At 63.0% G+C, this 23312-nt stretch carries 30 protein-coding genes; 23 read left to right on the top strand and 7 right to left on the bottom strand.

Annotation, left to right across the window (positions count from 1 at the left end; all coding sequences use genetic code 11):
- Positions 1-345: 345 nt before the first annotated feature.
- The 19 genes from IC762_RS12140 to IC762_RS12055 all read left to right on the top strand — a co-directional run bounded on the left by IC762_RS12140 (position 346) and on the right by IC762_RS12055 (position 10804).
- Positions 346-645 (top strand): hypothetical protein, encoded by a 300-nt coding sequence (locus IC762_RS12140; RefSeq protein ID WP_195789038.1) that lies wholly within the window; start codon positions 346-348, stop codon positions 643-645.
- The gene (locus IC762_RS12135) at positions 645-896 is read left to right on the top strand and encodes a hypothetical protein (RefSeq protein ID WP_195789037.1); all 252 of its coding nucleotides are present in this window, start codon (positions 645-647) and stop codon (positions 894-896) included. The genes IC762_RS12140 and IC762_RS12135 overlap by 1 nt, the downstream gene beginning before the upstream one ends.
- Positions 893-1024, top strand: coding sequence for a hypothetical protein (locus tag IC762_RS35580; RefSeq protein WP_283816355.1), 132 nt, complete (start codon positions 893-895; stop codon positions 1022-1024). The genes IC762_RS12135 and IC762_RS35580 overlap by 4 nt, the downstream gene beginning before the upstream one ends.
- Positions 1025-1172: 148 nt before the next feature.
- Complete coding sequence (locus tag IC762_RS12130; protein WP_195789036.1) at positions 1173-1634, top strand: tellurite resistance TerB family protein; 462 nt, start codon at positions 1173-1175, stop codon at positions 1632-1634.
- Between the two features lie 22 nt (positions 1635-1656).
- Entirely contained in the window at positions 1657-2349 is a 693-nt protein-coding gene (locus IC762_RS12125) for a YjbE family putative metal transport protein (RefSeq protein WP_195789035.1), read from the top strand.
- Entirely contained in the window at positions 2346-2519 is a 174-nt protein-coding gene (locus IC762_RS12120; protein WP_195789034.1) for a hypothetical protein, read from the top strand. The genes IC762_RS12125 and IC762_RS12120 overlap by 4 nt, the downstream gene beginning before the upstream one ends.
- Positions 2516-2788, top strand: coding sequence for a hypothetical protein (locus IC762_RS12115; RefSeq protein ID WP_195789033.1), 273 nt, complete (start codon positions 2516-2518; stop codon positions 2786-2788). The genes IC762_RS12120 and IC762_RS12115 overlap by 4 nt, the downstream gene beginning before the upstream one ends.
- Positions 2785-3018, top strand: a complete 234-nt coding sequence (locus IC762_RS12110) for a hypothetical protein (protein WP_195789032.1) — start codon at positions 2785-2787, stop codon at positions 3016-3018. The genes IC762_RS12115 and IC762_RS12110 overlap by 4 nt, the downstream gene beginning before the upstream one ends.
- 223 nt (positions 3019-3241) lie before the next feature.
- Positions 3242-3934, top strand: a complete 693-nt coding sequence (locus tag IC762_RS12105; protein WP_195789031.1) for a hypothetical protein — start codon at positions 3242-3244, stop codon at positions 3932-3934.
- A gap of 2 nt (positions 3935-3936) precedes the next feature.
- Positions 3937-4422 carry a recombination protein NinB gene (locus tag IC762_RS12100; RefSeq protein ID WP_195789030.1) on the top strand — a complete coding sequence of 162 codons (486 nt, stop codon included), beginning with the start codon at positions 3937-3939 and terminating at the stop codon, positions 4420-4422.
- 370 nt (positions 4423-4792) lie between these two features.
- A complete protein-coding gene (locus IC762_RS12095; protein ID WP_195789029.1) occupies positions 4793-5197 on the top strand; it encodes a DUF6745 domain-containing protein in 405 nt (134 codons plus the stop codon).
- 15 nt (positions 5198-5212) lie between these two features.
- Positions 5213-5569 carry a hypothetical protein gene (locus IC762_RS12090; protein ID WP_195789028.1) on the top strand — a complete coding sequence of 119 codons (357 nt, stop codon included), beginning with the start codon at positions 5213-5215 and terminating at the stop codon, positions 5567-5569.
- A 41-nt stretch (positions 5570-5610) separates the two neighbouring features.
- Complete coding sequence (locus tag IC762_RS12085; RefSeq protein ID WP_195789027.1) at positions 5611-5799, top strand: hypothetical protein; 189 nt, start codon at positions 5611-5613, stop codon at positions 5797-5799.
- Positions 5800-5929: 130 nt separating this feature from the next.
- A complete protein-coding gene (locus tag IC762_RS12080) occupies positions 5930-6370 on the top strand; it encodes a hypothetical protein (RefSeq protein ID WP_195789026.1) in 441 nt (146 codons plus the stop codon).
- A gap of 97 nt (positions 6371-6467) precedes the next feature.
- The gene (locus IC762_RS12075; protein WP_195789025.1) at positions 6468-6698 is read left to right on the top strand and encodes a hypothetical protein; all 231 of its coding nucleotides are present in this window, start codon (positions 6468-6470) and stop codon (positions 6696-6698) included.
- Positions 6699-7153: 455 nt separating this feature from the next.
- Positions 7154-7351 carry a hypothetical protein gene (locus tag IC762_RS12070; protein WP_195789024.1) on the top strand — a complete coding sequence of 66 codons (198 nt, stop codon included), beginning with the start codon at positions 7154-7156 and terminating at the stop codon, positions 7349-7351.
- On the top strand, positions 7344-7682 hold the full coding sequence (locus IC762_RS12065) for a hypothetical protein (RefSeq protein WP_195789023.1): 339 nt from the start codon (positions 7344-7346) through the stop codon (positions 7680-7682). The genes IC762_RS12070 and IC762_RS12065 overlap by 8 nt, the downstream gene beginning before the upstream one ends.
- A 166-nt stretch (positions 7683-7848) precedes the next feature.
- Positions 7849-8847 (top strand): tyrosine-type recombinase/integrase, encoded by a 999-nt coding sequence (locus tag IC762_RS12060; protein WP_195789022.1) that lies wholly within the window; start codon positions 7849-7851, stop codon positions 8845-8847.
- 301 nt (positions 8848-9148) lie between these two features.
- Positions 9149-10804 carry an ankyrin repeat domain-containing protein gene (locus IC762_RS12055; protein WP_195789021.1) on the top strand — a complete coding sequence of 552 codons (1656 nt, stop codon included), beginning with the start codon at positions 9149-9151 and terminating at the stop codon, positions 10802-10804.
- A gap of 24 nt (positions 10805-10828) precedes the next feature.
- Here IC762_RS12055 and IC762_RS12050 read toward each other — a convergent pair whose 3' ends face one another.
- Entirely contained in the window at positions 10829-11527 is a 699-nt protein-coding gene (locus IC762_RS12050; RefSeq protein WP_195789020.1) for a peptidoglycan-binding domain-containing protein, read from the bottom strand.
- Positions 11528-11549: 22 nt separating this feature from the next.
- Entirely contained in the window at positions 11550-13361 is a 1812-nt protein-coding gene (locus IC762_RS12045; protein ID WP_433995905.1) for a PAS domain-containing sensor histidine kinase, read from the bottom strand.
- Positions 13362-13789: 428 nt separating this feature from the next.
- Here IC762_RS12045 and IC762_RS12040 point away from each other — a divergent pair, with 428 nt between their 5' ends.
- Positions 13790-14173 (top strand): DUF5330 domain-containing protein, encoded by a 384-nt coding sequence (locus IC762_RS12040; protein WP_195789018.1) that lies wholly within the window; start codon positions 13790-13792, stop codon positions 14171-14173.
- Between the two features lie 90 nt (positions 14174-14263).
- Positions 14264-14695, top strand: coding sequence for a SufE family protein (locus IC762_RS12035; RefSeq protein WP_195789017.1), 432 nt, complete (start codon positions 14264-14266; stop codon positions 14693-14695).
- A 58-nt stretch (positions 14696-14753) separates the two neighbouring features.
- Here IC762_RS12035 and IC762_RS12030 read toward each other — a convergent pair whose 3' ends face one another.
- Complete coding sequence (locus tag IC762_RS12030) at positions 14754-15167, bottom strand: MucR family transcriptional regulator (protein ID WP_195789016.1); 414 nt, start codon at positions 15165-15167, stop codon at positions 14754-14756.
- A gap of 195 nt (positions 15168-15362) precedes the next feature.
- The gene (locus IC762_RS12025; RefSeq protein ID WP_195789015.1) at positions 15363-16262 is read right to left on the bottom strand and encodes a DUF308 domain-containing protein; all 900 of its coding nucleotides are present in this window, start codon (positions 16260-16262) and stop codon (positions 15363-15365) included.
- Positions 16263-16604: 342 nt separating this feature from the next.
- Here IC762_RS12025 and IC762_RS12020 point away from each other — a divergent pair, with 342 nt between their 5' ends.
- Both IC762_RS12020 and IC762_RS12015 read left to right on the top strand, forming a co-directional pair.
- Positions 16605-18254, top strand: a complete 1650-nt coding sequence (locus tag IC762_RS12020) for a glycosyltransferase family 39 protein (RefSeq protein WP_195789014.1) — start codon at positions 16605-16607, stop codon at positions 18252-18254.
- 213 nt (positions 18255-18467) lie between these two features.
- The gene (locus IC762_RS12015) at positions 18468-19247 is read left to right on the top strand and encodes a class II aldolase/adducin family protein (RefSeq protein ID WP_195789013.1); all 780 of its coding nucleotides are present in this window, start codon (positions 18468-18470) and stop codon (positions 19245-19247) included.
- Between the two features lie 166 nt (positions 19248-19413).
- Here IC762_RS12015 and IC762_RS12010 read toward each other — a convergent pair whose 3' ends face one another.
- From IC762_RS12010 to IC762_RS12000, 3 genes are all read right to left on the bottom strand, one after another.
- Positions 19414-19950, bottom strand: a complete 537-nt coding sequence (locus tag IC762_RS12010) for an REP-associated tyrosine transposase (RefSeq protein WP_195789012.1) — start codon at positions 19948-19950, stop codon at positions 19414-19416.
- Between the two features lie 57 nt (positions 19951-20007).
- A complete protein-coding gene (locus IC762_RS12005; protein WP_195789011.1) occupies positions 20008-21408 on the bottom strand; it encodes a M20/M25/M40 family metallo-hydrolase in 1401 nt (466 codons plus the stop codon).
- 87 nt (positions 21409-21495) lie between these two features.
- Complete coding sequence (locus IC762_RS12000; RefSeq protein WP_195789010.1) at positions 21496-23121, bottom strand: helicase HerA-like domain-containing protein; 1626 nt, start codon at positions 23119-23121, stop codon at positions 21496-21498.
- Between the last annotated feature and the right edge of the window lie 191 nt (positions 23122-23312).

Genomic DNA, 23312 nt, shown 5'->3' with positions numbered 1-23312 from the left:
GCGTCGTCTCCGGGTACCTGCCGGACCATGCGAACACTGGATGGGGCAGCTCAGTCGGCATTTTTGTACCGGGCCGAACAATAACCCCTGTTGCAGGAAGCGCTCCTTAGCGCTACATCCCTGACGACAGGGTCTGGGTTTGTTCATCAAGCCGCCCAGACCGGCCCGGCCGATTGTCGAGATCGAGCCGGGCATTTTCTCATCTGGCGCGTTCACGTTACGTTCGCAAGGGGTGATTCCCCGTAGAAACACTGCCTTCCCATATTTTTGTACGTTATACGCACATTTCGCTTGCACCCGATTATCCGATATTGTACATTTAACGTACATTGAGGAACCGGACAAATGGCGGCGATATATTTGGTCATCTGCGGTCACAACGAGCCCTACGTCGCCGAGCGCGACCTGAAGGACATGAGTCGCGAGGGGACCATCCGCGATTTGGCTCGCGGCGAATGGGGCAACATCCGCTCCGGCGAGCGCGTCTCCCTCTCCAGCATCATCGAAGTCGGATCGGACAAGGACGTCACTGACGAGTTCATTGCGGCGGCGTCGATGTATCTGGACAGCCTTGTCCCGGCTGATCTTCAAGCAGCTCGCTTCGATCATGCCCGCGATCTCCGCAAGAATCAGGAACGGGTGTGATGGGCGCCGACAACCTTCAGCAGATTCTCGCCGCCTCCGCGATGATCACGACCTTGGAGCGCATCTGCAGCTCCGGCGTCCTGTCCGAGCGGGACGAGAGCGAAACCCGCCTCATGATCTACCGCGCGTGCAAGGCGTTCTCGCTTCCATCGGTCGCGGAGCGGACGAGCAGCAACGTCATCCAGATCGGCGATCACGACATCGAATACCGGCAGACCATCGAAGCCGTGACGCGGGAGGCGGGGCAATGACCAAGTTCGCTGCATCGGTAGGCTCCGATCTCGCCATCATCATGGCTGTCGCTCTCGTCTCGACGATTGCTAGGGCGATGGCGCCGGGTGTTGTCGACTTTCTGTTTTTGATCGCGGATTTTCAATGAGCGTAGAGGTCGCACTTCTTGTCGCAATGATCGCCGTCTGTGTGTCCGGCGCGGTCTATTACATCCTTCAGAGAATTTGAAAGACGGTTCGGATCAGAGGCGCAATCCGGGCGGTGAATACCAAGCGTCGAAACCCAACGGAGTTACTATGGGCTTTATGTCAGCACTGAAGAGTGCTTTCGCGAGCGGGGCGAAGGAACTCAACAAGGAATACGGCAAGACAAACGACTTCCTCGGCGGCGTAACGGCGTCGTGTGCGCTTGTCATCTACGCCGATGGCAACGCCGAGGAGAGCGAGAAGAAGAAGGCCATGGACGTCCTGACCGGGCATACGCAGCTCGCATCGCTGTATCCCCGCCAGGCCATCGAGTCCGCCCTGTCGTCGGCGCTCTCCCATGCCCAAACCGCCAGCGGCAAGCAAGAGTTGGCCCGCCAGCTCGATGCCATCCTCTCCCTGCCGAACGGCGCCCAGATGGCGGAAGACGTCTATCTGGTCGCGCTGGACTGCGCGTCGGCCAACAGCCGGCATGAAGTCGGGGAAGACGAGCAGAAGGTGCTCAACAAGCTCGCCAACCGCCTGCACGTCGACCCAACCAAGTTCGAGTTCTGAGCCAGCCCCGGAGAGCCGCGACATGCTTACGCAATTCCAAGCCGAGATCGCTCAGCCAACCTTCTGGTTGGCGCTCGGCAAGATTGTCTGGATCGACATTCTGCTGTCGGGCGACAATGCGCTCGTGATTGCGATGGTGTGTCGCGGCCTTTCTCCGCGGCAGCGGATGTTCGGAATGATCCTGGGCGCCGGCGCGGCCGTCGTCATGCGCATCGCCCTGACTGGAGCCGCTTCGTTCCTGATGAGCGTCTCATACCTCAAACTTGTCGGCGGCCTTGCACTCCTGGTGATCGCCACGAAGTTACTCGCGCCAGCAGGCGAGGACGACGAGAGCCACAAGCAAGCCTCTAGCCTTTGGGCAGCGGTCGGCATCGTCATGATGGCAGATGCTACCATGAGCATCGACAATATCATCGCGATTGCTGCTGCGTCAGGGGGAAGTATCCTCCTTCTGAGTTTTGGTCTGGCACTGAGCATTCCCCTCATCGTTGCCGGCGCTTCGCTGATCGTCGCCATGCTGGATCGTCTCCCGCTTCTGGTCTGGGCGGGCGCCGCCCTGCTCGGCTGGATTGCTGGCGAAGTGATTGCCGACGATCACGCTCTGGCGGCACTAATCCCAGCTTCACCCATCTGGGCATTCTTCGGTTCCTGCATCGTGCTCTCGGCGGCGGCCATCTGGCGCGCCGGGTCGAGCAAATTCGCGAGGGCGTCATGACGAACATGCTTCACAAGAAGTGGTCGACCTATGCCGCGCTGGCATCATGGGGAACCGCAGCCTTCATGGCGCAGCCGACGCTGGCCAGCTTCGCCGCGCACTTCGTCATCAACCCACTCATTCTCGGCGCCGTGATCTGGCTGGCACATCACGAGGGCAAGGCAACATGACCCAGGCAGCACAGAAGACAGACGGATCGCCCTCGCCGGCTCAGGTCAAGACCACCTTCGAATGGTCCCGCGATCAGATTCTGATTGCTGGCTGCAATATGCAGGAAGCGCTCAGCCAGTTGATCGAAGCATTCAGCGACGGCCGGCATTCCGAAATCAACCTGACGGCCAGCTTCGTGCAGAAGTACGCCCGCCAGCTCGACGGCCTCTCGACATCGTTGATCAAGGGTTGCGTCGATCAGATGAACCGGAGGCCGCGAAGTCCATGAACGATATCAGTCTCTACGATCGCACAATCAAGCCGCATCTGCAGGCAGCTCAGGAATATGCCTACCGCGCAGCACGCGAAGTACAGCGCATGCCAGCGCGGCCGGCGTTCTTCACGATGGCGGAATTCGAGCTGGAGGCGGCCGAGCAGGAAGCGGTGTTGCTGCTTGAGACCATCCGGGCAGCGAAATCCGAAGTTGCGGCGAAGCCGGTCGAGACCGAGGCGCAGTGATGCCGGCGACGCCATGCGAGCAGTGCGACAATGTTCATGCGGAAACCCGCAAACAGAGTCCGTCTCGCTGGATATGCGTGAAGTTTCCCAGGCTCGAAGGGCTTTCACCAGTCGCCCCGACAGCCTGGATCGACAAGGAGCCGTACATGCGTTGCGTGGGGATCAACGGCGGATTTTGCCCCCTCTTCGTCAGACGGCGTGAGGGGCAGAAGGACATGGGAATATGAGCAAGACCGATCTGTGGGATAGGTTAGGACGTACCGATCCGAAGCATACGAAGCCGTTCAATCGTTCTGGCGGCTTCAAGGGCACGTCTATCAAGCCGATCTACTCCTATCGCAAGATGACGGAGGAGTTCGGCCCGTGCGGCACTGGCTGGGGAATCAACGAGCCGACTTTCCAGGTCGTCCCCGGCCATGAGGGCGAACAGCTCGTCTATTGCACGGTATCGATCTGGCACGGCGTCAAGGACGCTATCGTCTTTGGAGTCGGTGGCGACAAAGCTGTCATCAAGCAATCCAGCGGCCTACGCGGCGATGACGAGGCCTTCAAGAAGGCCTTCACGGACGCGGTTACGAACGCGCTCAAGATGATCGGCGTCGGCGCCGACGTTCACATGGGCATGTTCGATGACGATAAGTACGTCAATGCCCTCAAGGACGAATTCAGCGAAACCGAGAAGCCACCAGTCGCTGAGAAGCCGCCGGTTGTCGACCTGATGACGAAGAACGCGTTCATGGTGGATTGTCGGGAAACCATCGCGAAGTACACCGATGCGGACGCCTTGGCTGCCTGGTGGCAGTCAGAGGATCAGAAGGTGGCGAGGCGCAATCACCAGCTCGATCAATCGCAGGTGGACGGACTCAAGGCTGCGGTCATTGAGAGACGCGCCGCCCTGAGCAAGAAGGCAGCGTAACCATGACCCGAGAAGTCGTCCAGATCAGAGGCAAGGCAGACCGCGAGAAGATCGCTCGCTGGGCGGCTGGCGTTCCGGCTGGGACGACTGTGGAATTTCGCGCTCCTCGCCGCTCGTTGGATCAGAACGCCCTGATGTGGTCCCTGCTCGGCCAAGTCAGCAGGCAAGTCGACTGGTACGGCCAGAAGCTTTCCAGCGAGGATTGGAAGGACGTTCTGACGGCCTCGTTGCGCCGGACGCGAGTTGTTCCGGGCATCGACGCCGGCACGTTCGTTCCGCTCGGCATGCGCACCTCGCAAATGTCGAAGCAGGAGATCAGCGAATTGCTGGAGCTGATCATCGCATTTGGAGCGGAGAGGAGCGTCCAATTCCGAGAGTTCACAGATTCGCTGCAAGAGACATCCCCTTCGATTGCAGCGGAGCCCGCAGCGGTGATCCCCACCTCCGTCCCCGTCGCTGCGGGCAACATTTCCCGGGAGGTTGCATGACGTCCCTCCGCGGTCACGATCGCAAAGAGTTTCCCGCTGCGGTGAAGCGCGCGGCCTTCCGGCGATGTTGCGGAAACAAGGGCGCTCCTCATTGCGAGGGCTGCGGCAGGCCGTTGCGAGCCGGAGAAATTATCTACGAGCACGTACAGGCTGACGGCCTCGGAGGCGAGCCAACGCTGGAGAACTGCAAGGTCCACGGCCGGAAATGCTGCGCTGATCCAAAGACGTTCACCGAGGACAATCCGCGCATGGCGAAAGCGGATCGCGTGTTGCGGAAGACATATGGATTGGCACCGAGCAAACACAAGCTGAGGTCACGGGGCTTCGCGGAGTCAAGTCCGCAGCACACGGCTACCAGGCCGCTACGCAAGTGGTCGGCTTTGCCGAACTCTCGTTGAATTTTTACAGAGGGGAAGATGACCAAGATCATTCGCACCAAGTTGAAGATAGAAATAGTCTGACGCCAGCAGACGCACTGAAGCAAACCAATCTCGAACTGCGGAGGGCCGCGTGCGAAATTCTCGGCTGGAGCCGCATCCTCACTTCTCTCAAAGCCAAGACGATCGACAGCGACCCAGATCCACAGATCGGCGATTTGGTTGAGGTGAAACTGCCGGACCTGCGCGAGAAGGCAAAATTTCTTCGCGTCCAATGCGGAACGGGCCGCGAATTCGCCATCGGCATCCCGCCGCACATCACGAAAGCGCTCGATGCTCAGGCATGGATCGTCGGGCTTGAGCCGCAAGATTTCATCAAGCCCGAGATTCGGGCCTAACCAGGAGCAGGAAACATGAAGACGTTTTCAAAGGTTGCGGCGCAGGGAGAAATCACCATTCGCCGTATTGACGTTGTCCAGCAAGCCGGTTGCACGCCGCTGAAGCTGGAGCGCGGTCGGCTGATCATTGGCCACAGCGAGACGGGGCATCACCACGTTCTGTCGCATAATGATGCCAACGTCATGGTGTTGGACAGGCCGCCGGAGGGAATGCGCATTCTTTACGCAATTCTCGACAGGCCGATGTCGCTTGATCATCTGCGCGATCACGACACGCACGAGTCGATCAATCTCGACGCCGGCACCTATGAATTCCGCATTGCTCGTGAATACGATCCCTACGCTGAACTTGCGCGCCAATCGATGGATTAAGCCGTGGGGCGAAAGCCCCACTCTACTCTGGAATCGACAAAATGGGCCTAATCCTCGGAATCCTCTTCGCCATCGCCACGCTGATCGGCTCCTGGTTCCTGCTGATGGCAGAGAGCATGCAGGACATCCGGGGCGATCAGACGCCGTGGTTGACGATCACGTGCTTCTGCATCGGGGCGTCGATTACGTTCCTCTGCTTCAACGCGCATTTCGAGTTCATCAAGTGGTGACGCCACTATACCGGGAGAATTTCATGACTACTTGGCTCAAGGACGATCGCGGCAATAAATGCTCGATCGAGTATTTCGGCTCCCATGAAGCCGCCCAGAAGGCTCTGGACAGTCTGGAAGACTGCGATAATTGCATCAACTGCTCGGACTGCTCGGACTGCTCGGACTGCTCGGACTGCTCGGGCTGCTCGCGCTGCTCGGACTGCTCGGGCTGCTCGGGCTGCTCGGGCTGCTCGGGCTGCTCGCGCTGCTCGGACTGCTCGGGCTGCTCGGGCTGCTCGCGCTGCTCGGACTGCTCGGACTGCTCGGACTGCTCGGACTGCTCGGACTGCTCGGGCTGCTCGCGCTGCTCGGGCTGCTCGGGCTGCTCGGGCTGCTCGGACTGCTCGCGCTGCTCGGGCTGCTCGCGCTGCTCGGACTGCTCGGGCTGCTCGGGCTGCTCGCGCTGCTCGGACTGCTCGGGCTGCTCGGGCTGCTCGGGCTGCTCGCGCTGCTCGGACTGCTCGGGCTGCTCGGACTGCTCGCATATCGCATGGCTCATCAACAAGAAGGGCCTGCAGGCCGATCCTGATGCAGAGCCGGGCCTGACGGGGCCTCCCCCCACTCCCGTCATCGAGAATATTCACCAGACCGTTTATGCAGCGGCCTCTCAGCCGAAGGCGCTGCGCATGTCCGATTGGCACTCCTGCGAGAATACGCACTGCTGGGCGGGCTGGGTCGTGACGCTGGCCGGCGACGCCGGCAAGAAGCTGGAGCAGTTCTTCGACACCCCGCTCGCAGCAATGAAGATCCTAGATGCGAGTTCACCGCTGTCCGTTTCCCCGGTTCGGTTCTTCGAAACCAATGACGACGCGCTCGCGCACATGAAGACGCTGGCTGACCAGGAAGCGGCGGGATGACAGATGTCGTCATAGGCGAAGAGCCCGACTGGCGTCTGCTCTTCCTCACGGTTCCTATGCTTGTGGTTCCGAATTTGATTTTCTTTTGGTGGTTGGTGAGATGAGCGAACATACTCCTGGTCCCTGGTTTCAATTTGCAGATCGGCGCAAATGCGTCGCAATCTTGCCCGCTGGTCGCGAGGGCGATATCTGCACATTTGACAAAGCTCCTAGCGATGCTGACGCGCGCCTCCTAACTGCCGCGCCGGAGTTGCTGAAAGCGCTCGCTGAGCTATCGAACATGTATTCGCACGCGTGGGATGGCGAAGACGGAGCCCTGCGAATGTTCGGGTCGTCGATCAAGCGGTTCGAAAAAGCGCACTACGCCGCCCAAGTTGCGATCTGTGCTGCGACTGGAGCGCCACTCCCGATTTGCGACGATGATTCCGAAGATGCACCGGCTCTGGACACCCCTCATGATTGAGCCCCGCATTCTAGAGAACTGCCTCGTGGACATGACGAACGGTTACGATCGGCTCAAGGCTGAGAATGAGAAGCTGCGGCAATCGCTGAAGGAAATGCTTGAGACCTATGGTGGCCTTGGGACGAGCCGGGTTATCATTCGCGCCCGTGCTCTCGTCTCCACAGCGACGACGGAGGGCGGCAATGGGTGAGCATACGCCTACGCCTTGGAAATGGCGGAACGATTTTAACCATATCCAGGGTGCCCCTCGCGACGGGGAATGGTATGGTGAGGCGGTTACCAATTACGGCGGCTTAGCAAAGCCAAGAACGCTTGGTGTCGCCAACGCCGCCTTCATCGTCAAGGCTGTGAACAACCACGACGATCTTGTGAAGGCGCTCAAGCTCGCTCGGGCCCGGATCGAATATCTTGGCGCGGCCTGCACCGACTCAAAGCACTTTCAAGCGAACGTGGAGACGTTCTTGCCAGCGCTCGACGAAGTGCTCGCTGCTGTCGGCTCATCGAGCGAGGGGGCGAAATGATGCCAGAGCGCCGGTTGACCCTCAAGCAGGCCGCTGAGGCGTTCTTCGGCGACGCGAGGCATGCATATACGTTGCGAGTTGAGATCGACCGCGGCAATCTTGTTGCCTCAAAAATCGGCCGGGCTTATTGGACGACGTTAGCAGCCCTGGATGAGATGGAAAAGAAATGCCGCGTCGCAGCTCAGGACCTAAACTCTGGTTCGACCGAAAGCGAGACACGTTCACGATCGTCGACGGTCGATCCCGCCATCGCACAGGGTTCGGCCCTACGGAAATTGGAGGAGCTGAGGGTGCACTTCGGGAGTACATCGAAAAGAAGCACGAACCGGCCAAATCTCCGACGCCGTTCCTCGCGGACATCATAGCGACTTACGCTGAAGAACACGTCAAGCATCTGGTTAGCGGCAAACACATCGCCTACGATTTGAGGAATCTAGCAAAGTGGTGGGGCACAAAGCGGATATCGGACATCTCAAGCAGTTCCTGCAAGGCGTATATCGCCCATCGGGATGCCGGCGCTTGTTCTCGACGGGAGTTGTCTTTCCTCAATGCCGCCATGCAGCACTGGAAGACAAATCACGCCCCCACGATCGCGTTGCCCAAGATCAAACTGCCCCCCAAGCCGGAGCCTCGTCAGGACTTCATGACGCGGAAGCAGGCGGCGCGATTTCTGAGGCTCGCCAGGCGAACGCCACATCTCGCCAGGTTCTTCCTCATTGGTTGGTACACAGGAAGCCGGCGCGGGGCTATCTGCGGCATCAAATGGTCGATGGTGGATCTGGAGACCGGCGTCATGCGCCGCAAGCCACGGCACGTCGTAGAGACCAAGAAGAAGGCTCCCACAATCCGCGTCGGCGATCGGCTATTGGCACATCTGCGGCGCTGGAAACGAATGGATGGGGACAAGCCGGAGTACATCGTCAACTTCCGCGGCAAGAAAATCAGTCGACCGGACAAGTCATGGACGCGGATTTGGCGGTTGGGTCGGTTTCCAGATTACGTGACACCTCACGTCCTGCGTCATTCGAGAGCAACTTACATGCTCAAGGCCGGCGTACCGTTGTGGGAGACGGCAAAGTATCTCGGCATGAGTCCTGCGGTGCTCGAGAAGCACTACGGGCACCACATGCCGGACTGGCAGAAGAACGCCGCGAATGCTCGGTAGCATTACCCAACTGTTACCAAATCGCAAAAATGGCTAGAAAACACGGCGTTTTCGTGCTAGAGACATAAATGCTGGTCTTCAATCGCATGCGGGACCTATAGGCCAGCAGCGTCGCGGCGTCCAATCGGCACAGCCCTGCAGATTGACCACCGCATCGTCAGCCCATATTCTTGAAGTCGCGGTGCAAGCCGCACCCGGGTCCACGGGAAGGGTTGAACCCACTTGCAGCGTTGAAGCGGCCAACCAAGCCTTTGTGCAGCCGGTTTTGTGGACCATCGGCCATTGATGCACGGAGGTTTCCATGAAACGATCGTCCGACCGATCGCCCGCGCGCTTGAATCTCGAACATCTGAAGAAGCAGGCCAAGGAGCTCATTCGCCTCTATCGGCGACAGGCGCCCGATGCATTCGCCCGTTTCCGCAGCGCGCTTCCTGCGGCGGCCGGACGCAGCGACGCCGACATCGCCGCGCTCAACCTGCGGCTCCACGACGCGCAGTCCTGCGTGGCGCGCGATCTCGGCTTTGCGTCATGGCCGGACCTGCGCCGCTATGTCGAGGCGCAACTGCCGCCCGGCAAGAGCAAGGCCGATCGTGTGCGACGTTGGCTCCAGCTGGTCTATGCCGGCGATGTCGACGGCACCGTGAATCGCGCCAATCCCCGCGTTGCGGCGCAGATACTCACTGAGGATCCCGGTCTCGCCGCCGATGATCCGTATCTCGGCTGCGCCATCGGTGACGAAGATGCGATGCGAAAGGCCGCGGCCAACGATCCCGCCTGGGTCAATCGTCCGGGCGGACCGCTAAAACTGCCGCCGCTTGTGGCGGTGACGCATTCCAGCCTGCTGCAGATACCGGAATTTCGCCCGCGCCTGCACCGCTGCGCGCGTCTCCTGCTGCAGGCCGGCGCGGATCCCGATCAACGGATCGGCAGCCGCTGGCCGCCGGGCTCGCTCGATAAGCCTGACGATAGCAACCCGCTGTCGGCGCTCTATGGTGCCGCCGGACGCAATCACGATCTCGAGCTGACGAAGCTGCTGCTCGAAGCCGGCGCCAATCCAAACGACAATGAGTCGCTGTATCATTCGCTGGAAGGGTCCGGGACCACGGGCATTCTGCTCGAGCACGGCGCGCGGATCGCGGGCACCAACGCGATGTACAAGGTGCTCGATACCGAGAACGTGGCCGCGCTCGAATTGTTGCTCCGATATGGCGGTGATCCGAACGAGCCGCCGCGCAACGCGCCGATTACCGACTACGGCTCTCCATTGATGTGGGCGATCCGCCGACGCCGCTCGCGCCAATGCATCGCGACGCTGCTCGACGCCGGCGCAAATCCGCAGGTCACGACACCCGATGGCGTAACTGCCTACGAATTGGCGCTGAGATACGGACTATCGGACGTCGCCGACCTCCTGCGTGAGCGGACGGGGGCCAAGCCGCTTCCCGACGACGAGCGCTTCATCGCCGCCTGCGCCGGCGGCGACGAACCCGAAGCACGCCGTATCCAGGCGCAGCGGCCTGATCTGCCCGGCGCACTCTCGCCGCAGCAATTGCGGCTGCTTCCCGAGCTTGCGGCAGCCGGTGGCGACGACGCGGTGCGGCTGATGGTAAAACTCGGCTGGCCGATCGCGGCGCGCGGCGGCGACTGGGATGCGTCGGCGCTCAATCACGCGGTGTTCCGCGGCAATGCCGAGCTGACGCGTTTCCTGCTCGTGCACGGCGCACAATGGACCGAACAACACGGCTTCGGCGACAACGCCTGCGGTTCGCTGTCCTGGGCGTCCTGCAACGAACCGAGCGAAGACGGCGACTGGGCCGCATGCGCGCAGGCCCTGCTCGACCACGGCCTGCCCCACGCTACTCCGGATCGCAACGATCCGGAATGGGTCTTGATCGGAGGACGCCGGAAGCTGTTCTCCGACGAGGTCAGGGACGTCTTGCTCGGAGCGGCCGGCTAAGCGCCAAAATACTCGATCAGAAGACTACTCGATCGAATGGCCGATCATGGTGCCGAGTTCATGGACCACGCGCTCGGACATCTGGCCGGTCACCGGGAGCTTGCGCGCGCGCTCGAACTTCGCGATCGCGGCCTGCGTGTCGGCGCCGATGGTGCCGGTCGGCTTGAGCTGGCCATAGCCATATTCGGTCAGCGCGCGCTGCACGGCCGCGATCCGCCTGCCTGCCGGACTGAGATGCGGGGCGGTCGGGATCGGTGCCGGCGGACGGATCACGTTGGAGGGTGCGGCGCTCGGCGCTGCCGTCGTCGACTTCGTGATCAGATTGGTCATCGGATCGGGCACCTTGACCTCGGCCGGCTTGGCCTCGACTGCCCTGGTTTCGGCCGGCTTCGCTTCCACCGGCTTGGTCTCGACCGGCTTCAGCTCGACCTTGGCCGGCTCCGCGGCGGCGGCCTCGGCTGGACGCGGACGCGGCAAGGGGCTGCTGGCGGCTGCGACCGGAGCCGGCGGCGGCAGCGTCACCACCGAACCGCCGAACATTGGTGACGGATGACGGCCGGCCTGCAGGAATAGCGCATTGGTCAGGATCGCGACGATCGCAGCAGTCGCCAGCACGACGGCGACCAGGTCCTTCGGACTGTGCAGCAGGACGCGCAGGACGAGGCCACGCTCGTCCTCGGCCTCGATCGCCACCGCCTTGGCGCCGCGGCGACGGCGCGGCATCTCGTCATCATCCAAAGTCTGTCTAGGCACTCTTCTTCACCTGATGGGCTTGCTCTTGTAATCCGGACCGCAGCGCGGGCTTCAGCGGCGCGACATTGCCGGCGGGCTCCGGCGCGGCCGCCTGCGGCGTGAACACCAGCGGCAGTGCGACCGACACGGTGGTGCCCTCGCCGACCTTGCTCTCGACGTTGAGCTCGCCGTGGTGCAGGCCGACCAGCCCCTTCACGATCGAAAGTCCGAGGCCGGTGCCCTCGTGCCGCCGCTGATAGGTCTTGCCGGCCTGGAAGAACGGATCGCCGACCCGCTTGAGGTCGTCCGCGGCAATGCCGACGCCGGTGTCAGAGACGCGCAGCACGAGCCGCGATCCCTCGACCATCGCCGACACGGTCACCTTGCCGCCGCGCTCGGTGAACTTGATGGCGTTGGAGACGAGGTTGAGCACGATCTGCTTGAAGGCGCGCGGGTCGCCGTTCAGGTTCGGCAAGTCGTCGGAAACCCGGGTCACGAGATCGACGCCGTTCTCGCGCGCCTTCAGCGCGACCAGGTTGCAGCAATTGAGCAGCGCCGGCCGCGGCGCGAACGGCTCCGGCGAGATTTCGAAATTGCCGGCCTCCATCTTCGACATGTCGAGAATGCCGTTGACGACCGACAGCAGATGCTGCCCGGAATCGTTGATCAGCTGCGCGTATTCCTTGCGGCGCGCGACGTCGAGCCCGAGCACGTCTTCCTGCGCGATCATCTCGGAGAAGCCGATGATGGCGTTGAGCGGCGTCCGCAGCTCGTGGCTCATGGTGGCAAGGAAGCGCGTCTTCGACGCATCCGCCTGCTCGGCGGCGTTGCGCGCGAGCTCCAACGCCTGCTCCTGCGCCTTGCGATCGCTGACGTCACGGATCACGGACACCACTTCGGTTTCATCAGCGGCCTGATCGAGCGGCCGGCAACGCATCTCGACCCAGATGAAATCGGCGGTGAGGCTCCCGCCCCGCGCAGCGTCCCGACGCAACCGGAACTCGACGCTGCGCGAACAGCCGCCACGCGCGGCGTCCGACAGCGCGGTGAGATAGGCCGGACGATCGGCGACGTGGACGCGGTCGAACAGGCCGTGGTTGAGCAGCCGCGACGCCGATACACCGAGCATGATCTCGGCCGCCGGCGAGATGAAGCGCACCGCGCCGTTGCGGCTGTGCCGCGACAGCACGTCGCTCATATTGTGCGCAAGCAGGCGGTAGCGGTCCTCTTCGAGATAGAGCAGCGCCACGCTGGTGCGCGCCAGCGACTCCGCGCCGAACGCGAGCCCGGCCGCGTAGAAGATCGCCGACACGACGCCGATGCCCGCCAGCGTGCCGCTCGCCACGATCGCGGGATCGACAATCGGCAGCAGATGATAGTGGCCGAGCACGCTCAGCAAGGCGGCACAGATCATCGCCAGCGCAAATGCGAACGCGACCACGCGGCGCGACGCCGATAGCGCCGCCTCGATCGGAATGACGACAAGCCACACCGCCGCAAACGACGCGATGCCGCCGGTGGTCGCCGCGATCGTCATCACGAGACCGGCGAGCGCCATCGATGACAGGATGTGCGCGCCTTCATAGCGACCGGTGCGCGACAGGAACCAGGACAGCAGGATCGGCGCGATCAGCCAGGCGAACGCGGCGACCTCGATCGCCGAGGGCGCGCCGCGCATCGCAAGAAACGCCGGAAACGAGGCGAGCGCAGCCAGGCTGCCGAGCAGCCGCGGCGCCATGAAGGCGCGATGGCGCGCACGGGTCAGCGCATCGTATTGCGCCGACGGATGCAGCAACGCATCGAGGCAATCGCGGATCAGACTCACAATACTCACAGCTCTCGCGCTTCGGCTCGTATCGTCAAACAGACGCGCCGGAACGCCTCCTTGGTGATTGCAGGCCAACCTGTCAGAGCGAACTTAAGCGAACGCTAAGGCGGGGCGGGCCGCCGAGGGACACGGTGCATTCGCGCTGATTTGGCGCGCTATTGGCTGCGCATTTGTCGGGGATGGTGAACGACCGGTTTCCGGATGTGACGGTCTATGGTTTCGAAATGGTGGACGCGACGCATCCAGCCTCACCCGCCGCGATCAATCGAAAATTTACGGCGAATCAAGTCAGGCGGATTTTCCGCGTTTTTTCGCCGGATTTATCTCAATGCAAATACTTCCGATTTATCGACCGATGCTAGGTCTAAGGCCAACTGCGGCATCGACCGCAAACGAAGCAAAAGATAGACGACCGGGATCGCGCCATGTTTTTCCTGCTGCGTTTGGCATTCTGGCTCGGGCTGGTGCTCGTGCTGCTGCCGAGGGACAAGACACCTGAATCGGACAACGCGCCGCAGATCAGCGCGTCCGAGGCGGTGTCGGCCGCGACTGCGACCATCAACGACATGGGTCAGTTCTGCAAGCGTCAGCCTGCGGCCTGCGAGGTCGGCGGCCAGGCCGCGACCGCGATCGGCCAGCGCGCGACCGACGGCGCGCGCAAGGTGTACCACATCATCACCGACAAGAAGGTGCCCGACCACACCGGCTCGATCGGGGGCGAGGGTGCCGAGCCCGCCGTTGCCGCATCCAACGACACGCTGTCGACGGATGATCAGGCGATCGAATTCCACCTGCCGCCGACGCCGTGACCGCAAATTAGCCGCGGAACCGGTTCCATTTTCGTCGCTTTCGCGGCCCGCCTTCCTATATAAGCCGTCAAGGACAGAACGCGGGTCACGATGACGACGATCGACGAGATCAGGGACAATTTTTCGCTGCTGGACGAGTGGGACGACCGTTACCGCTATGTCATCGAGCTCGGCCGCGCGCTCGAGCCGTTGCCCGAGGCCGATCACTCGGCGGCGAACAAGGTGCAGGGCTGCGTCAGCCAGGTCTGGCTGTCGAGGCGGATCGAGCGCGACGGCAATGGCGAGCCGCGCCTGATCTATCTCGGCGACAGCGATGCGCACATCGTGCGCGGCCTGGTCGCGATCGTGCTGACGCTGTTTTCCGGCCACACGCCGAAAGAAATCCTCGCAACCGACGCGCTGGCGCTGTTCGACGAGTTCGGCTTCCGCGACCATCTGACGCCGCAACGCTCCAACGGCCTGCGCTCGATGGTCGAGCGAATCCGCACCGACGCGCGCGAGGCGCTGGCATCGGCCGCTTGAGCTTTATTTCTGACGCGTTTCCTTTACGCGAACCGTCTCCACTTCGCGTGGAAACGCTTTATTTCTTCTTTCCCTTCTGCTGGCCGAGGCCCATCTTCTTGGCAAGCTGCGAGCGCGCCACCGCATAGTTCGGCGCGACCATCGGGTAGTCGGCCGGCAGCCCCCATTTGTCGCGATATTGCTCGGGCGTCATGTTGTACTGGGTGCGCAGATGGCGCTTCAGCGACTTGAAGCGCTTGCCGTCCTCGAGACACACCAGATATTCGGGCGTGATCGATTTCTTGGTAGACACCGCCGGCTTGGCCGGCTCGAGCGGCGGGTCGTTGCGACCGATCGAGACGCGCAGCAGCGCTGCGTGCACCTGGTTGATCAGGTTGGGAATGTCAGAGGCCGGCGTCGGATTGTTGCTGAGATAGGCCGAGACGATGTTGGCGGTCAGCTCGACCGGCGTTTTGCCTGACGTATCGGACATGGCGCGACGTTCCCTGGGCTATCGAGGGCTGTGGCACGGGAGCATGGCCAGCGCAGTATCCGCGCGCAACAAGGCGAAACAATACGTCGGCAGAATCCCGTACTACTTGGCGAATATGAGCGGATTAGCCGAATTCTGACAAGAACGACAATAGTCTGTTTTCAAATAACGCGTCGTCGCAAGTATTGGCTGCAGTCAAGGCCGCTGCTCGAGGTGCGATCGGAGCTCGTCGATCGAGGCGAATCGCATCATGCCCTCCGGCATCTGGGCCTCAATCGATCCGTCCGAATAGAGCGAATAGGCCATGCCGTCGACGACGCCGGATTTGAGCACGGTCACCGCAGGCTGCTCCTGGGGCGCCGGCGGATGGCCGGGCGATGGCGCAGCCGCCTGGGCGTCGCCGAACGTCGAAGGCATGCGGGCGGCGCGCCTTGGGGCGACGTCGACCGAGCGTGCTCGCTCGGCCCTCGGCCAGGCATCGTCGAAGGTCGCGGGCGCCGGCTCGGGCGGGACGGCCGGAGGATTTGGACGCAACTCCGGCGACAGCAGGTCGGGCGGCAGCGGCTCGGCGGCGCGTGAATCGGCACGCTCGCGCTCTTTCCGCGAGCTCGAGGCGAACAGCAAATTGCGCCGCTTCGGTGCGGCATCGGGCGAGGCCGCCGGCGGCGGGGCCGCACCCTGAGTGCCACGCTGGGCGATTTCCTCGTGCCAGGGCGGCGCGCCCGGAGCGGTGGGCGGCGCCGGCGGCTGGGCCAGCGGCGGCGGCGCCATGGGTGGTGCCATCGCAGGCGGCTCGCGCTGCGGCGCAAAAGCAGTATCGCCGGATGCCGGACTGTGCGGGGAAGTTGCAAGCGTCGCGGCCGGGAGCTCGGCTCTGGCGCCGGCCGCCAGGGGCCCTAATCGCTGGGCGATGATCTGCAGCTGGCGAACGACGGCCGCAACCGCCAGAACGATCACGCCGGAGCAGACTCCGACCACGCCCGTCTCGATCAACGTCCCGCCGACGCTAAATTCCTTGTAGGGAACTCCAAAGCCGACCGCCGCCAGGCCCGCCACGACCAGGGCCCCGCCGACGACCAAGAGAGCAACCATCATCGAACTAACCCCCGGGAGACCCGCCTGAAAATCGGCGCGGCCGCCAACGCCACGATACCGTCATATTGCCCACACCGCCAACCGCCAATTGTAGACGGAGTTCCTGAATATCTCGTTCCACCGGTTTCATCGGCGTGCTTGGCTGCGATCGAAAGCCAAGCTTCGGAGCCGGCCGTTCCCGTAGATCTACTGACGACGAAATGCTGCCAGATTATTGCAATGCATCAGGAAAATTACGCCACAATTGCCAATTACTTGGAAATGGAACTGCGCTATATGGATGCCGGGGAATGAGGCCCTAGAGCGCTAAATCGGGCCAACGGGACGCCGGTATCATTAACTATGTCATCCATTACGACTTCGGCCATCGACACGCCTGCGCGGCGCTCGGTGGAGAAGACCTGCGACGATCTCGCCTTGCTCGCTCTCGTCGTGATCGCATTGATCGCCGGTCTCACATTTCGCGATTACGGCCTGGGCTGGGACGATTACACCCACGCTGAATACGCCGATTTGTTGCTGCGCATGTACGACTCCGGGTTCAAGGACACCGGCGCGCTGTCGTTCGCCAACCTCTATATGTACGGCGGCGGCTTCGACATGGCGGCCGCGCTGCTGCACAAGGTCATTCCGCTGGAGCTGTTCGAGACGCGCCGCCTGCTTGGCGCGATCGTCGGCGTCATCGGGCTTGCGGTGACCTGGCGCCTGGCGCGCCGCATCGGCGGCCCGCTCGCGGGACTTGCGGCGCTGCTGCTGCTGGCGCTGTGCCCGACCTTCTACGGCCACATGTTCATGAACCCGAAGGATGCGCCGTTTGCCGTGGCGATGATCATCCTGATCATGGGCCTGGTCCGCCTGATCGAGGAATATCCGGCGCCCTCGCCGCGCACGATCCTGCTGGTCGGCTTCGGCGCCGGCCTGTCGATCGGCTGCCGCGTGCTCGGCGGGCTCGCGCTGATCTACGCCGTGGTCGGCTTCATCCCGCTCTGGATCGATGAATTCCGCACCCAGGGCGCGCGCGAGGCGGCGCATCGCTTTGCCCATGTGCTGTACGTGCTGGTGCCCGGACTCGTGTTCGGCTACCTCGTGATGGGCCTGATCTGGCCGTGGTCGATCATGGAGCCCGGCCATCCGCTGGAAGCGGTGACATATTTCTCGACCTTCTTCGAGAAGCCGTGGAAGGAGATGTTCGACGGCGCGCTGGTGTCGGTGCCGGACATGCCTTGGTCCTATCTGCCGACGCTGTTCGCGCTGCAGCTTCCCGAGGTGCTGCTGATCCTGCTGATCGCGGCGGTCGTCACCACTCTGACCTCGCTGTCGCGCGACGACGTGCCGGCCAAGCGCAAGAGCATCATGCTGCTGCTGACGCTTGCGGCGATGCTGCCGCTGCTGATCGCGATCGTGAAGCGGCCGGCGCTCTATAACGGCATCCGCCATTTCATCTTCGTGATCCCGCCGATGGCGGTGCTTGGCGGCGTCGCCTTCGGCCGCAGCATCAACTGGCTCGGCGAGCACCGCCGCGCCTGGCAGCCGGCGGCCGTCGCCGTGTTCGCATTCGGCCTGCTGCTGCCGGCGAGCGAGATGGTCCGCCTGCATCCGTATCAATACACGCACTTCAACCACATCGCCGGCACGGTGCGCACCGCCGACAACTACTTCATGCTGGACTATTGGGGCCTGGCGCTGAAGCAGGCCTCGGACGGCTTGCGCGAGCAGCTCGCCGAACGCCAGGAAGTGCCGCCGCAGCATCGCAAGTGGAAGGTCGCGGTGTGCGGCCCGCAGCGGCCGGCGCAGGTCGCGCTCGGCCCCGACTTCACGATCGGCTGGGACGCCACCGCCGCCGACTTCGCGATGACGCTCGGCGAGTTCTATTGCAAGGGCCTGAACGCCCCGGTGATGGTCGAGATCAAACGCGACGACGTCGTGTTCGCCCGCGTCTACGACATCCGCGGCCGCAGCATCTCCAGCCTGCTCGCGATCCCGGCGCCGTAGCCCGGAACCGCTTCGGAGCACATCCATCGCGCTGCTGCCGCGCGCGCGAGCATGATCTTTCCTTGATCATGCCAACCTTGATCATGCCAAGCTTGATCATGCCAAGCCTTTACGCGCCGGCATGACTGTCACGCCGGTATGCTGCCTTGCTGCGGTCGGCCGGCAGCGCTAGGCTCGCGGCAAGCAACAACAGCAATCAACGGAGCATTGGCCATGTCGCCAGCAGAAGCGCGCCTCAAGGAAGTCCCGTCGAACATGAGCGCGGCGGAATGGGAGCAGCGGATCAATCTTGCGGCCTGCTACCGCCTGATCGCATTGTATGGCTGGGACGACCTGGTCGATACCCACATCTCGGCGCGCGTGCCCGGCCCGGAGCACCATTTCCTGATCAATCCCTACGGGCTGATGTTCGACGAGATCACCGCGTCGAGCCTGGTCAAGGTCGACCTCGACGGCAATCAGCTCTCCGAGAGCCAGTACAGCATCAACCCGGCCGGCTTCACCATCCACTCGGCGATCCACGAGGTGCGCGAGGATGCCGGCTGCGTGCTCCATCTGCACACGGTCGACGGCACCGCGGTGTCGTCGAGCCCCGACGGCTTGCTGCCGCTGAACCAGACGGCGCAACTCGTCACCCACGATCTCGCCTATCACGACTATGAGGGCATCGCGCTCGATCACGACGAGCGCCCGCGGCTGCAGCACGATCTCGGAGCCAAGCACCACATGCTCTTGCGCAATCACGGCACGCTGACGGTCGGCCGCTCGGTCGCCTCCGCCTTCGAGCGCATGTACCATCTGGAGCGCGCCTGCTCGATGCAGGTGGCGACCCGCGCGCTCGGCCCGATCTCCTACCCGGTCGACCCGCACGCCATCGACAAGAACACCGAGCTGTTGTCGAATCCCGACCGCGCCGAGCTGCGCTCGACGCAACTGGTCTGGCCGCCGCTGTTGCGCAAGCTCGACCGCGTCAATCCCGGCTACCGCAATTGAAACTTCACAATCTTCGGCTAGATTAGCCGCAACACCCTCTGCACGACCGAATCAAAACGCCGCCCAATCCCGGGCGGCGTTTTTGCGTCAGGTAACTGCTGTTGGCCATTCGGGAAGGCCGTAGGATGGGTAGAGCGAAGCGAAACCCATCAACTAACTGACGACTTCACGAGCGCTCGCCGAATGCCCCATCCAGTTCCGCTCCATCGCCAGCCCAGTCCTCAGGGTAGATCTCGAGCTTGACCATGCGGTGGAACGAGGAATAGGGCCAATCCTGCACCCTCGTTACCAGACCGTGCTTGAGCGGATTGATGTGCACGTAATCAACGTGGCGTGCGAAGTCATTTTCGTCCCGGATCGTATGTTCCCAATACCGCCGCTGCCAAATTCCGCGTTCACCTTTTGCTGCTCGACTGGCAGAAACTCGTTCGCCACCGGGAAGAGCCCGAGAGAATGCTGCCTTGATCTGACGCCAGCGGGTCACAAAGTCGGCGTCTCCCTCCGGCAGCGTCCAGACCGTATGGAGATGATCCGGCAGAACGACGATTGCTTCGATCGTGAAGGGATGACGCTCACGCGTAATGCGGAAAGCGGCGCGCAACGCGTCGATGTGCTCGGTTAGCAATCGTCGTTGCCGATTAGCCAAGTTGACCGTGAAGAAAAAGCTACCGCCCTGGATGAAGTTGCGACGATAGCTGGTCATGTCGAGCGATCCTGGCGAAGTGATGGGTTTCGCTGCGCTCTACCCATCCTACGGGATCTACGTTCTGTCGGCGAACGCCGCGAGGATCCGCGCCCACGAGCGGATGCCCTTGTGGAAGCTCTTGAGATCGTACTTCTCGTTCGGCGAGTGGATGTTGTCGTCGTCGAGCCCGAAGCCGACCAGCACGCTGTCGAGGCCGAGGGTGCGCTTGAAGTCGGCGACGATCGGGATCGAGGCGCCGGAGCCGATCAGGAGCGCCTCCTTGCCCCATTCGTCGGTCAGGGCGCGCTTGGCGGCCGCGAGCGGCTTCATGTCCCAGTCGAGCGCGATCGCCGGCGCGCTGGAGTGGTCGATGAACTCCGCCTTGCAGTCCGCCGGCACGCGCGCCTTGACGTAATCGCGAAACGCCTTGCGGATCTTCTCGGGATCCTGCCCCTCGACCAGGCGGAACGAGACCTTGGCCGACGCCTCGGCCGGGATCACCGTCTTCGAGCCTTCGCCGGTATAGCCGCCGACGATGCCGTTGATGTCGCAGGTCGGGCGCGACGAGACCTGCTCGACCAGCAGCCGGTCCTTCTCGCCGGCCGGCACCGACAGGCCGATCGGCTTGAGGAACGTCTCCGGCGTCAGATTGAGCTGCTTGCGCTGCGCCAGAATCTCCGGCGGCAAATCCTTCACGCCGTCGTAGAAGCCGGGGATGGTGATGTGGCCGTTGTCGTCATGCAGGCCGCCGAGGATCCTGGTCAGCACGCGGATCGGATTCTGCGCGCCGCCGCCGAACACGCCGGAATGCAGGTCGCGGCTCGCGGCCTTGATCTTGACCTCGTCGTAGACCAAGCCGCGCAGCGAGGTGGTGATCGCCGGCGTGTCGGAATCCCACATGCCGGTGTCGCAGATCAGCGCGAAGTCGGCCTTGAGCTCGTCCCTGGTCGCCTCCAGGAACGGCACGAAATTCTTCGAGCCGATCTCCTCCTCGCCCTCGATGACGATGGTGATGTCGACCGGCAACGATCCCGTCACCGTCTTCCAGGCGCGGCAGGCCTCGACGAAGGTCATCAGCTGTCCCTTGTCGTCCTCGGCGCCGCGCGCGACGATGATCTTGCGGCCGTCGACGTGGTCGGCGACCGCAGGCTCGAATGGCGGACGATGCCAGAGATTCAGGGGATCGACCGGCTGCACGTCATAGTGCCCGTAGAACAGCACGTGCGGGCGCCCGTCGGTGCTGCCGTTCATCTTGCCGACCACGGCCGGATGACCGGCGGTCGGGCGCACCTCGGTCCTGAAACCGAGGGTCGCGATATCGCTGGCAAGATGATCGGCGGCCGCCTTGCAGTCATTGGCAAAGGCCGGGTCGGCCGAGATCGACTTGATCCGCAGCAGCGTGAACAGCCGCTCGAGAGAATTGTCGAAATCGGCATCGATCCGGTCGAGGACCGGCTGCAGCTTGGCGTTGGACATCGCGGATATCCTGTTTCGTTGGACGTTGCGCCGGGTTGTAGCGCGCCGGCCGCCGGAGGCAAAGCGGTCGCTGCGGTCGGCGCGATGCTACCTGCGCAGAATTCCGCCGAGCGCGCCGCGCACCAGCGCGCGTCCGATTGAGCCACCGACCGAACCGCCGACCGACTTGCCGAGATCGGCGACCACTCCGCCGATCACCTTGTCGGTCACCGAGCGCGTGACGTTGCGCGCGATCACCTGCCCGGTCGACAGCCGGCCGCGTTTGACATTGGTGCCGAAGATCGAGGCGGCGATCGAGCCGATCTGTCCGAGGATGCCGCCGCCTTCACCGCCTTGGCCACCGCCCTCGGGCGTTGCCGCGTTGCCGGCAAGGCGCTTCTGGATGATCTCGTAGGCGGACTCCGCGTCGATCGCGGTGTCGTATTTGCCCTTGACCGGGCTCGCATCCATGATCGCCTTGCGCTCCTCCGGCGTGACCGGCCCGATCCGCGCCGACGGCGGCCGCACCAGGATGCGCTCGACCATCGCCGGCGTACCGCCGCCCTCCAGGAACGACACCAGCGCCTCGCCCTTGCCGAGCTCCATGATCACGCGTGCGGTGTCGAGCTTGGGGTTGGGCCGGAACGTTTGCGCCGCCGCCGCCACCGCCTTCTGGTCGCGCGGGGTGAAGGCGCGCAGCGCGTGTTGGACGCGGTTGCCGAGCTGCGCCAGCACCTTGTCCGGCACGTCGATCGGATTCTGGGTGACGAAATAGACGCCGACGCCCTTGGAGCGGATCAGCCGCACCACCTGCTCGATCTTGTCCATCAACGCCTTCGGCGCGTCATTGAACAACAGATGCGCCTCGTCGAAGAAGAACACCAGCTTCGGCTTCGGCAGGTCGCCGGCCTCGGGCAATTCCTCGAACAATTCCGACAGCATCCAGAGCAGGAACGTGGCGTAAAGCCGCGGGCTCTGCATCAATTTGTCGGCGACGAGGATGTTAACCATGCCCCGACCGTCGCGGTCCGTCCGCATGAAATCCTTCAGCGTCAGCGCCGGCTCGCCGAAGAACTTGGTGCCGCCCTGGTTCTCCAGCACCAGCAGCTGGCGCTGAATGGTGCCGACGGTTGCCTTCGACACATTGCCGTAGCTTTGCGCGGCCTTGCGGATCGGCGCCAGCGGATCCTCCGCGTCATCGGCGCCCTTCTTGCTCGCGTCGGGCGCGATCGCGTCCAGCAGCGCACGCAGATCCTTCATATCGATCAAGGTCAGGCCGTTCTCGTCGGCAACACGGAAGGCGACGTTGAGTACGCCCTCCTGCACATCGTTGAGATCGAGCATCCGCGACAACAACAGCGGCCCCATCTCGGTGACGGTGGCGCGCACCGGATGGCCCTGCTCGCCGAACACGTCCCAGAAGATGGTGGAGAACTGATCGGGCTGGAATGTCAGGCCCATCTCCTTGGCGCGCTTGACGATGAAGTCCTTGGCCTCGCCGACCTCAGCGATGCCGGAGAGATCGCCCTTGATGTCGGCCGCGAACACCGGCACGCCGGCGCGCGCAAATCCCTCTGCCATGACCTGCAGCGAGACGGTCTTGCCGGTTCCCGTCGCGCCGGTCACGAGGCCGTGCCGGTTGGCGAGCGCCAGCGTCAACCACGCCGTCTCCTCGCCCTTGCCGATGAAGATCTTTTCGTCGGTATCGGCCAGCTTGTTATCGGACGTCGCCATCGCTTTCGCCTCTTCGCGCAAATTGGATCGCTGCAATCACTTGACTCATGCCATCATATTGCATCTTGCCGGTCGATTGAAACCATGTGCGGATGGTCACGTATATCGTCGCGCGCCAGTTCCTCATACTTTCTTCCCTGTCGCGTGAAGAAAAGAATTGCGCGCTGCGACAAGATCGCATGAATCCGGCA

The sequence above is a fragment of the Bradyrhizobium genosp. L genome (assembly GCF_015624485.1).
Lineage (GTDB): Bacteria > Pseudomonadota > Alphaproteobacteria > Rhizobiales > Xanthobacteraceae > Bradyrhizobium.
The sequence above is the reverse complement of the archived record's forward strand: the minus strand, read 5'-3'. Positions and strand labels throughout refer to the sequence as shown.

What these genes read in the sequence shown, in the direction of transcription:
- IC762_RS12140 (WP_195789038.1), top strand. Translation starts at nt 346, where the DNA reads ATGGCGGCGATATATTTGGTCATCTGCGGTCACAACGAGCCCTACGTC.
- IC762_RS12135 (WP_195789037.1), top strand. Translation starts at nt 645, where the DNA reads ATGGGCGCCGACAACCTTCAGCAGATTCTCGCCGCCTCCGCGATGATC.
- IC762_RS35580 (WP_283816355.1), top strand. Translation starts at nt 893, where the DNA reads ATGACCAAGTTCGCTGCATCGGTAGGCTCCGATCTCGCCATCATCATG.
- IC762_RS12130 (WP_195789036.1), top strand. Translation starts at nt 1,173, where the DNA reads ATGGGCTTTATGTCAGCACTGAAGAGTGCTTTCGCGAGCGGGGCGAAG.
- IC762_RS12125 (WP_195789035.1), top strand. Translation starts at nt 1,657, where the DNA reads ATGCTTACGCAATTCCAAGCCGAGATCGCTCAGCCAACCTTCTGGTTG.
- IC762_RS12120 (WP_195789034.1), top strand. Translation starts at nt 2,346, where the DNA reads ATGACGAACATGCTTCACAAGAAGTGGTCGACCTATGCCGCGCTGGCA.
- IC762_RS12115 (WP_195789033.1), top strand. Translation starts at nt 2,516, where the DNA reads ATGACCCAGGCAGCACAGAAGACAGACGGATCGCCCTCGCCGGCTCAG.
- IC762_RS12110 (WP_195789032.1), top strand. Translation starts at nt 2,785, where the DNA reads ATGAACGATATCAGTCTCTACGATCGCACAATCAAGCCGCATCTGCAG.
- IC762_RS12105 (WP_195789031.1), top strand. Translation starts at nt 3,242, where the DNA reads ATGAGCAAGACCGATCTGTGGGATAGGTTAGGACGTACCGATCCGAAG.
- IC762_RS12100 (WP_195789030.1), top strand. Translation starts at nt 3,937, where the DNA reads ATGACCCGAGAAGTCGTCCAGATCAGAGGCAAGGCAGACCGCGAGAAG.
- IC762_RS12090 (WP_195789028.1), top strand. Translation starts at nt 5,213, where the DNA reads ATGAAGACGTTTTCAAAGGTTGCGGCGCAGGGAGAAATCACCATTCGC.
- IC762_RS12085 (WP_195789027.1), top strand. Translation starts at nt 5,611, where the DNA reads ATGGGCCTAATCCTCGGAATCCTCTTCGCCATCGCCACGCTGATCGGC.
- IC762_RS12075 (WP_195789025.1), top strand. Translation starts at nt 6,468, where the DNA reads ATGTCCGATTGGCACTCCTGCGAGAATACGCACTGCTGGGCGGGCTGG.
- IC762_RS12070 (WP_195789024.1), top strand. Translation starts at nt 7,154, where the DNA reads ATGATTGAGCCCCGCATTCTAGAGAACTGCCTCGTGGACATGACGAAC.
- IC762_RS12065 (WP_195789023.1), top strand. Translation starts at nt 7,344, where the DNA reads ATGGGTGAGCATACGCCTACGCCTTGGAAATGGCGGAACGATTTTAAC.
- IC762_RS12060 (WP_195789022.1), top strand. Translation starts at nt 7,849, where the DNA reads ATGCCGCGTCGCAGCTCAGGACCTAAACTCTGGTTCGACCGAAAGCGA.
- IC762_RS12055 (WP_195789021.1), top strand. Translation starts at nt 9,149, where the DNA reads ATGAAACGATCGTCCGACCGATCGCCCGCGCGCTTGAATCTCGAACAT.
- IC762_RS12050 (WP_195789020.1), bottom strand. Translation starts at nt 11,527, where the DNA reads ATGCCGCGCCGTCGCCGCGGCGCCAAGGCGGTGGCGATCGAGGCCGAG.
- IC762_RS12040 (WP_195789018.1), top strand. Translation starts at nt 13,790, where the DNA reads ATGTTTTTCCTGCTGCGTTTGGCATTCTGGCTCGGGCTGGTGCTCGTG.
- IC762_RS12035 (WP_195789017.1), top strand. Translation starts at nt 14,264, where the DNA reads ATGACGACGATCGACGAGATCAGGGACAATTTTTCGCTGCTGGACGAG.
- IC762_RS12030 (WP_195789016.1), bottom strand. Translation starts at nt 15,167, where the DNA reads ATGTCCGATACGTCAGGCAAAACGCCGGTCGAGCTGACCGCCAACATC.
- IC762_RS12025 (WP_195789015.1), bottom strand. Translation starts at nt 16,262, where the DNA reads ATGATGGTTGCTCTCTTGGTCGTCGGCGGGGCCCTGGTCGTGGCGGGC.
- IC762_RS12020 (WP_195789014.1), top strand. Translation starts at nt 16,605, where the DNA reads ATGTCATCCATTACGACTTCGGCCATCGACACGCCTGCGCGGCGCTCG.
- IC762_RS12015 (WP_195789013.1), top strand. Translation starts at nt 18,468, where the DNA reads ATGTCGCCAGCAGAAGCGCGCCTCAAGGAAGTCCCGTCGAACATGAGC.
- IC762_RS12010 (WP_195789012.1), bottom strand. Translation starts at nt 19,950, where the DNA reads ATGACCAGCTATCGTCGCAACTTCATCCAGGGCGGTAGCTTTTTCTTC.
- IC762_RS12005 (WP_195789011.1), bottom strand. Translation starts at nt 21,408, where the DNA reads ATGTCCAACGCCAAGCTGCAGCCGGTCCTCGACCGGATCGATGCCGAT.
- IC762_RS12000 (WP_195789010.1), bottom strand. Translation starts at nt 23,121, where the DNA reads ATGGCGACGTCCGATAACAAGCTGGCCGATACCGACGAAAAGATCTTC.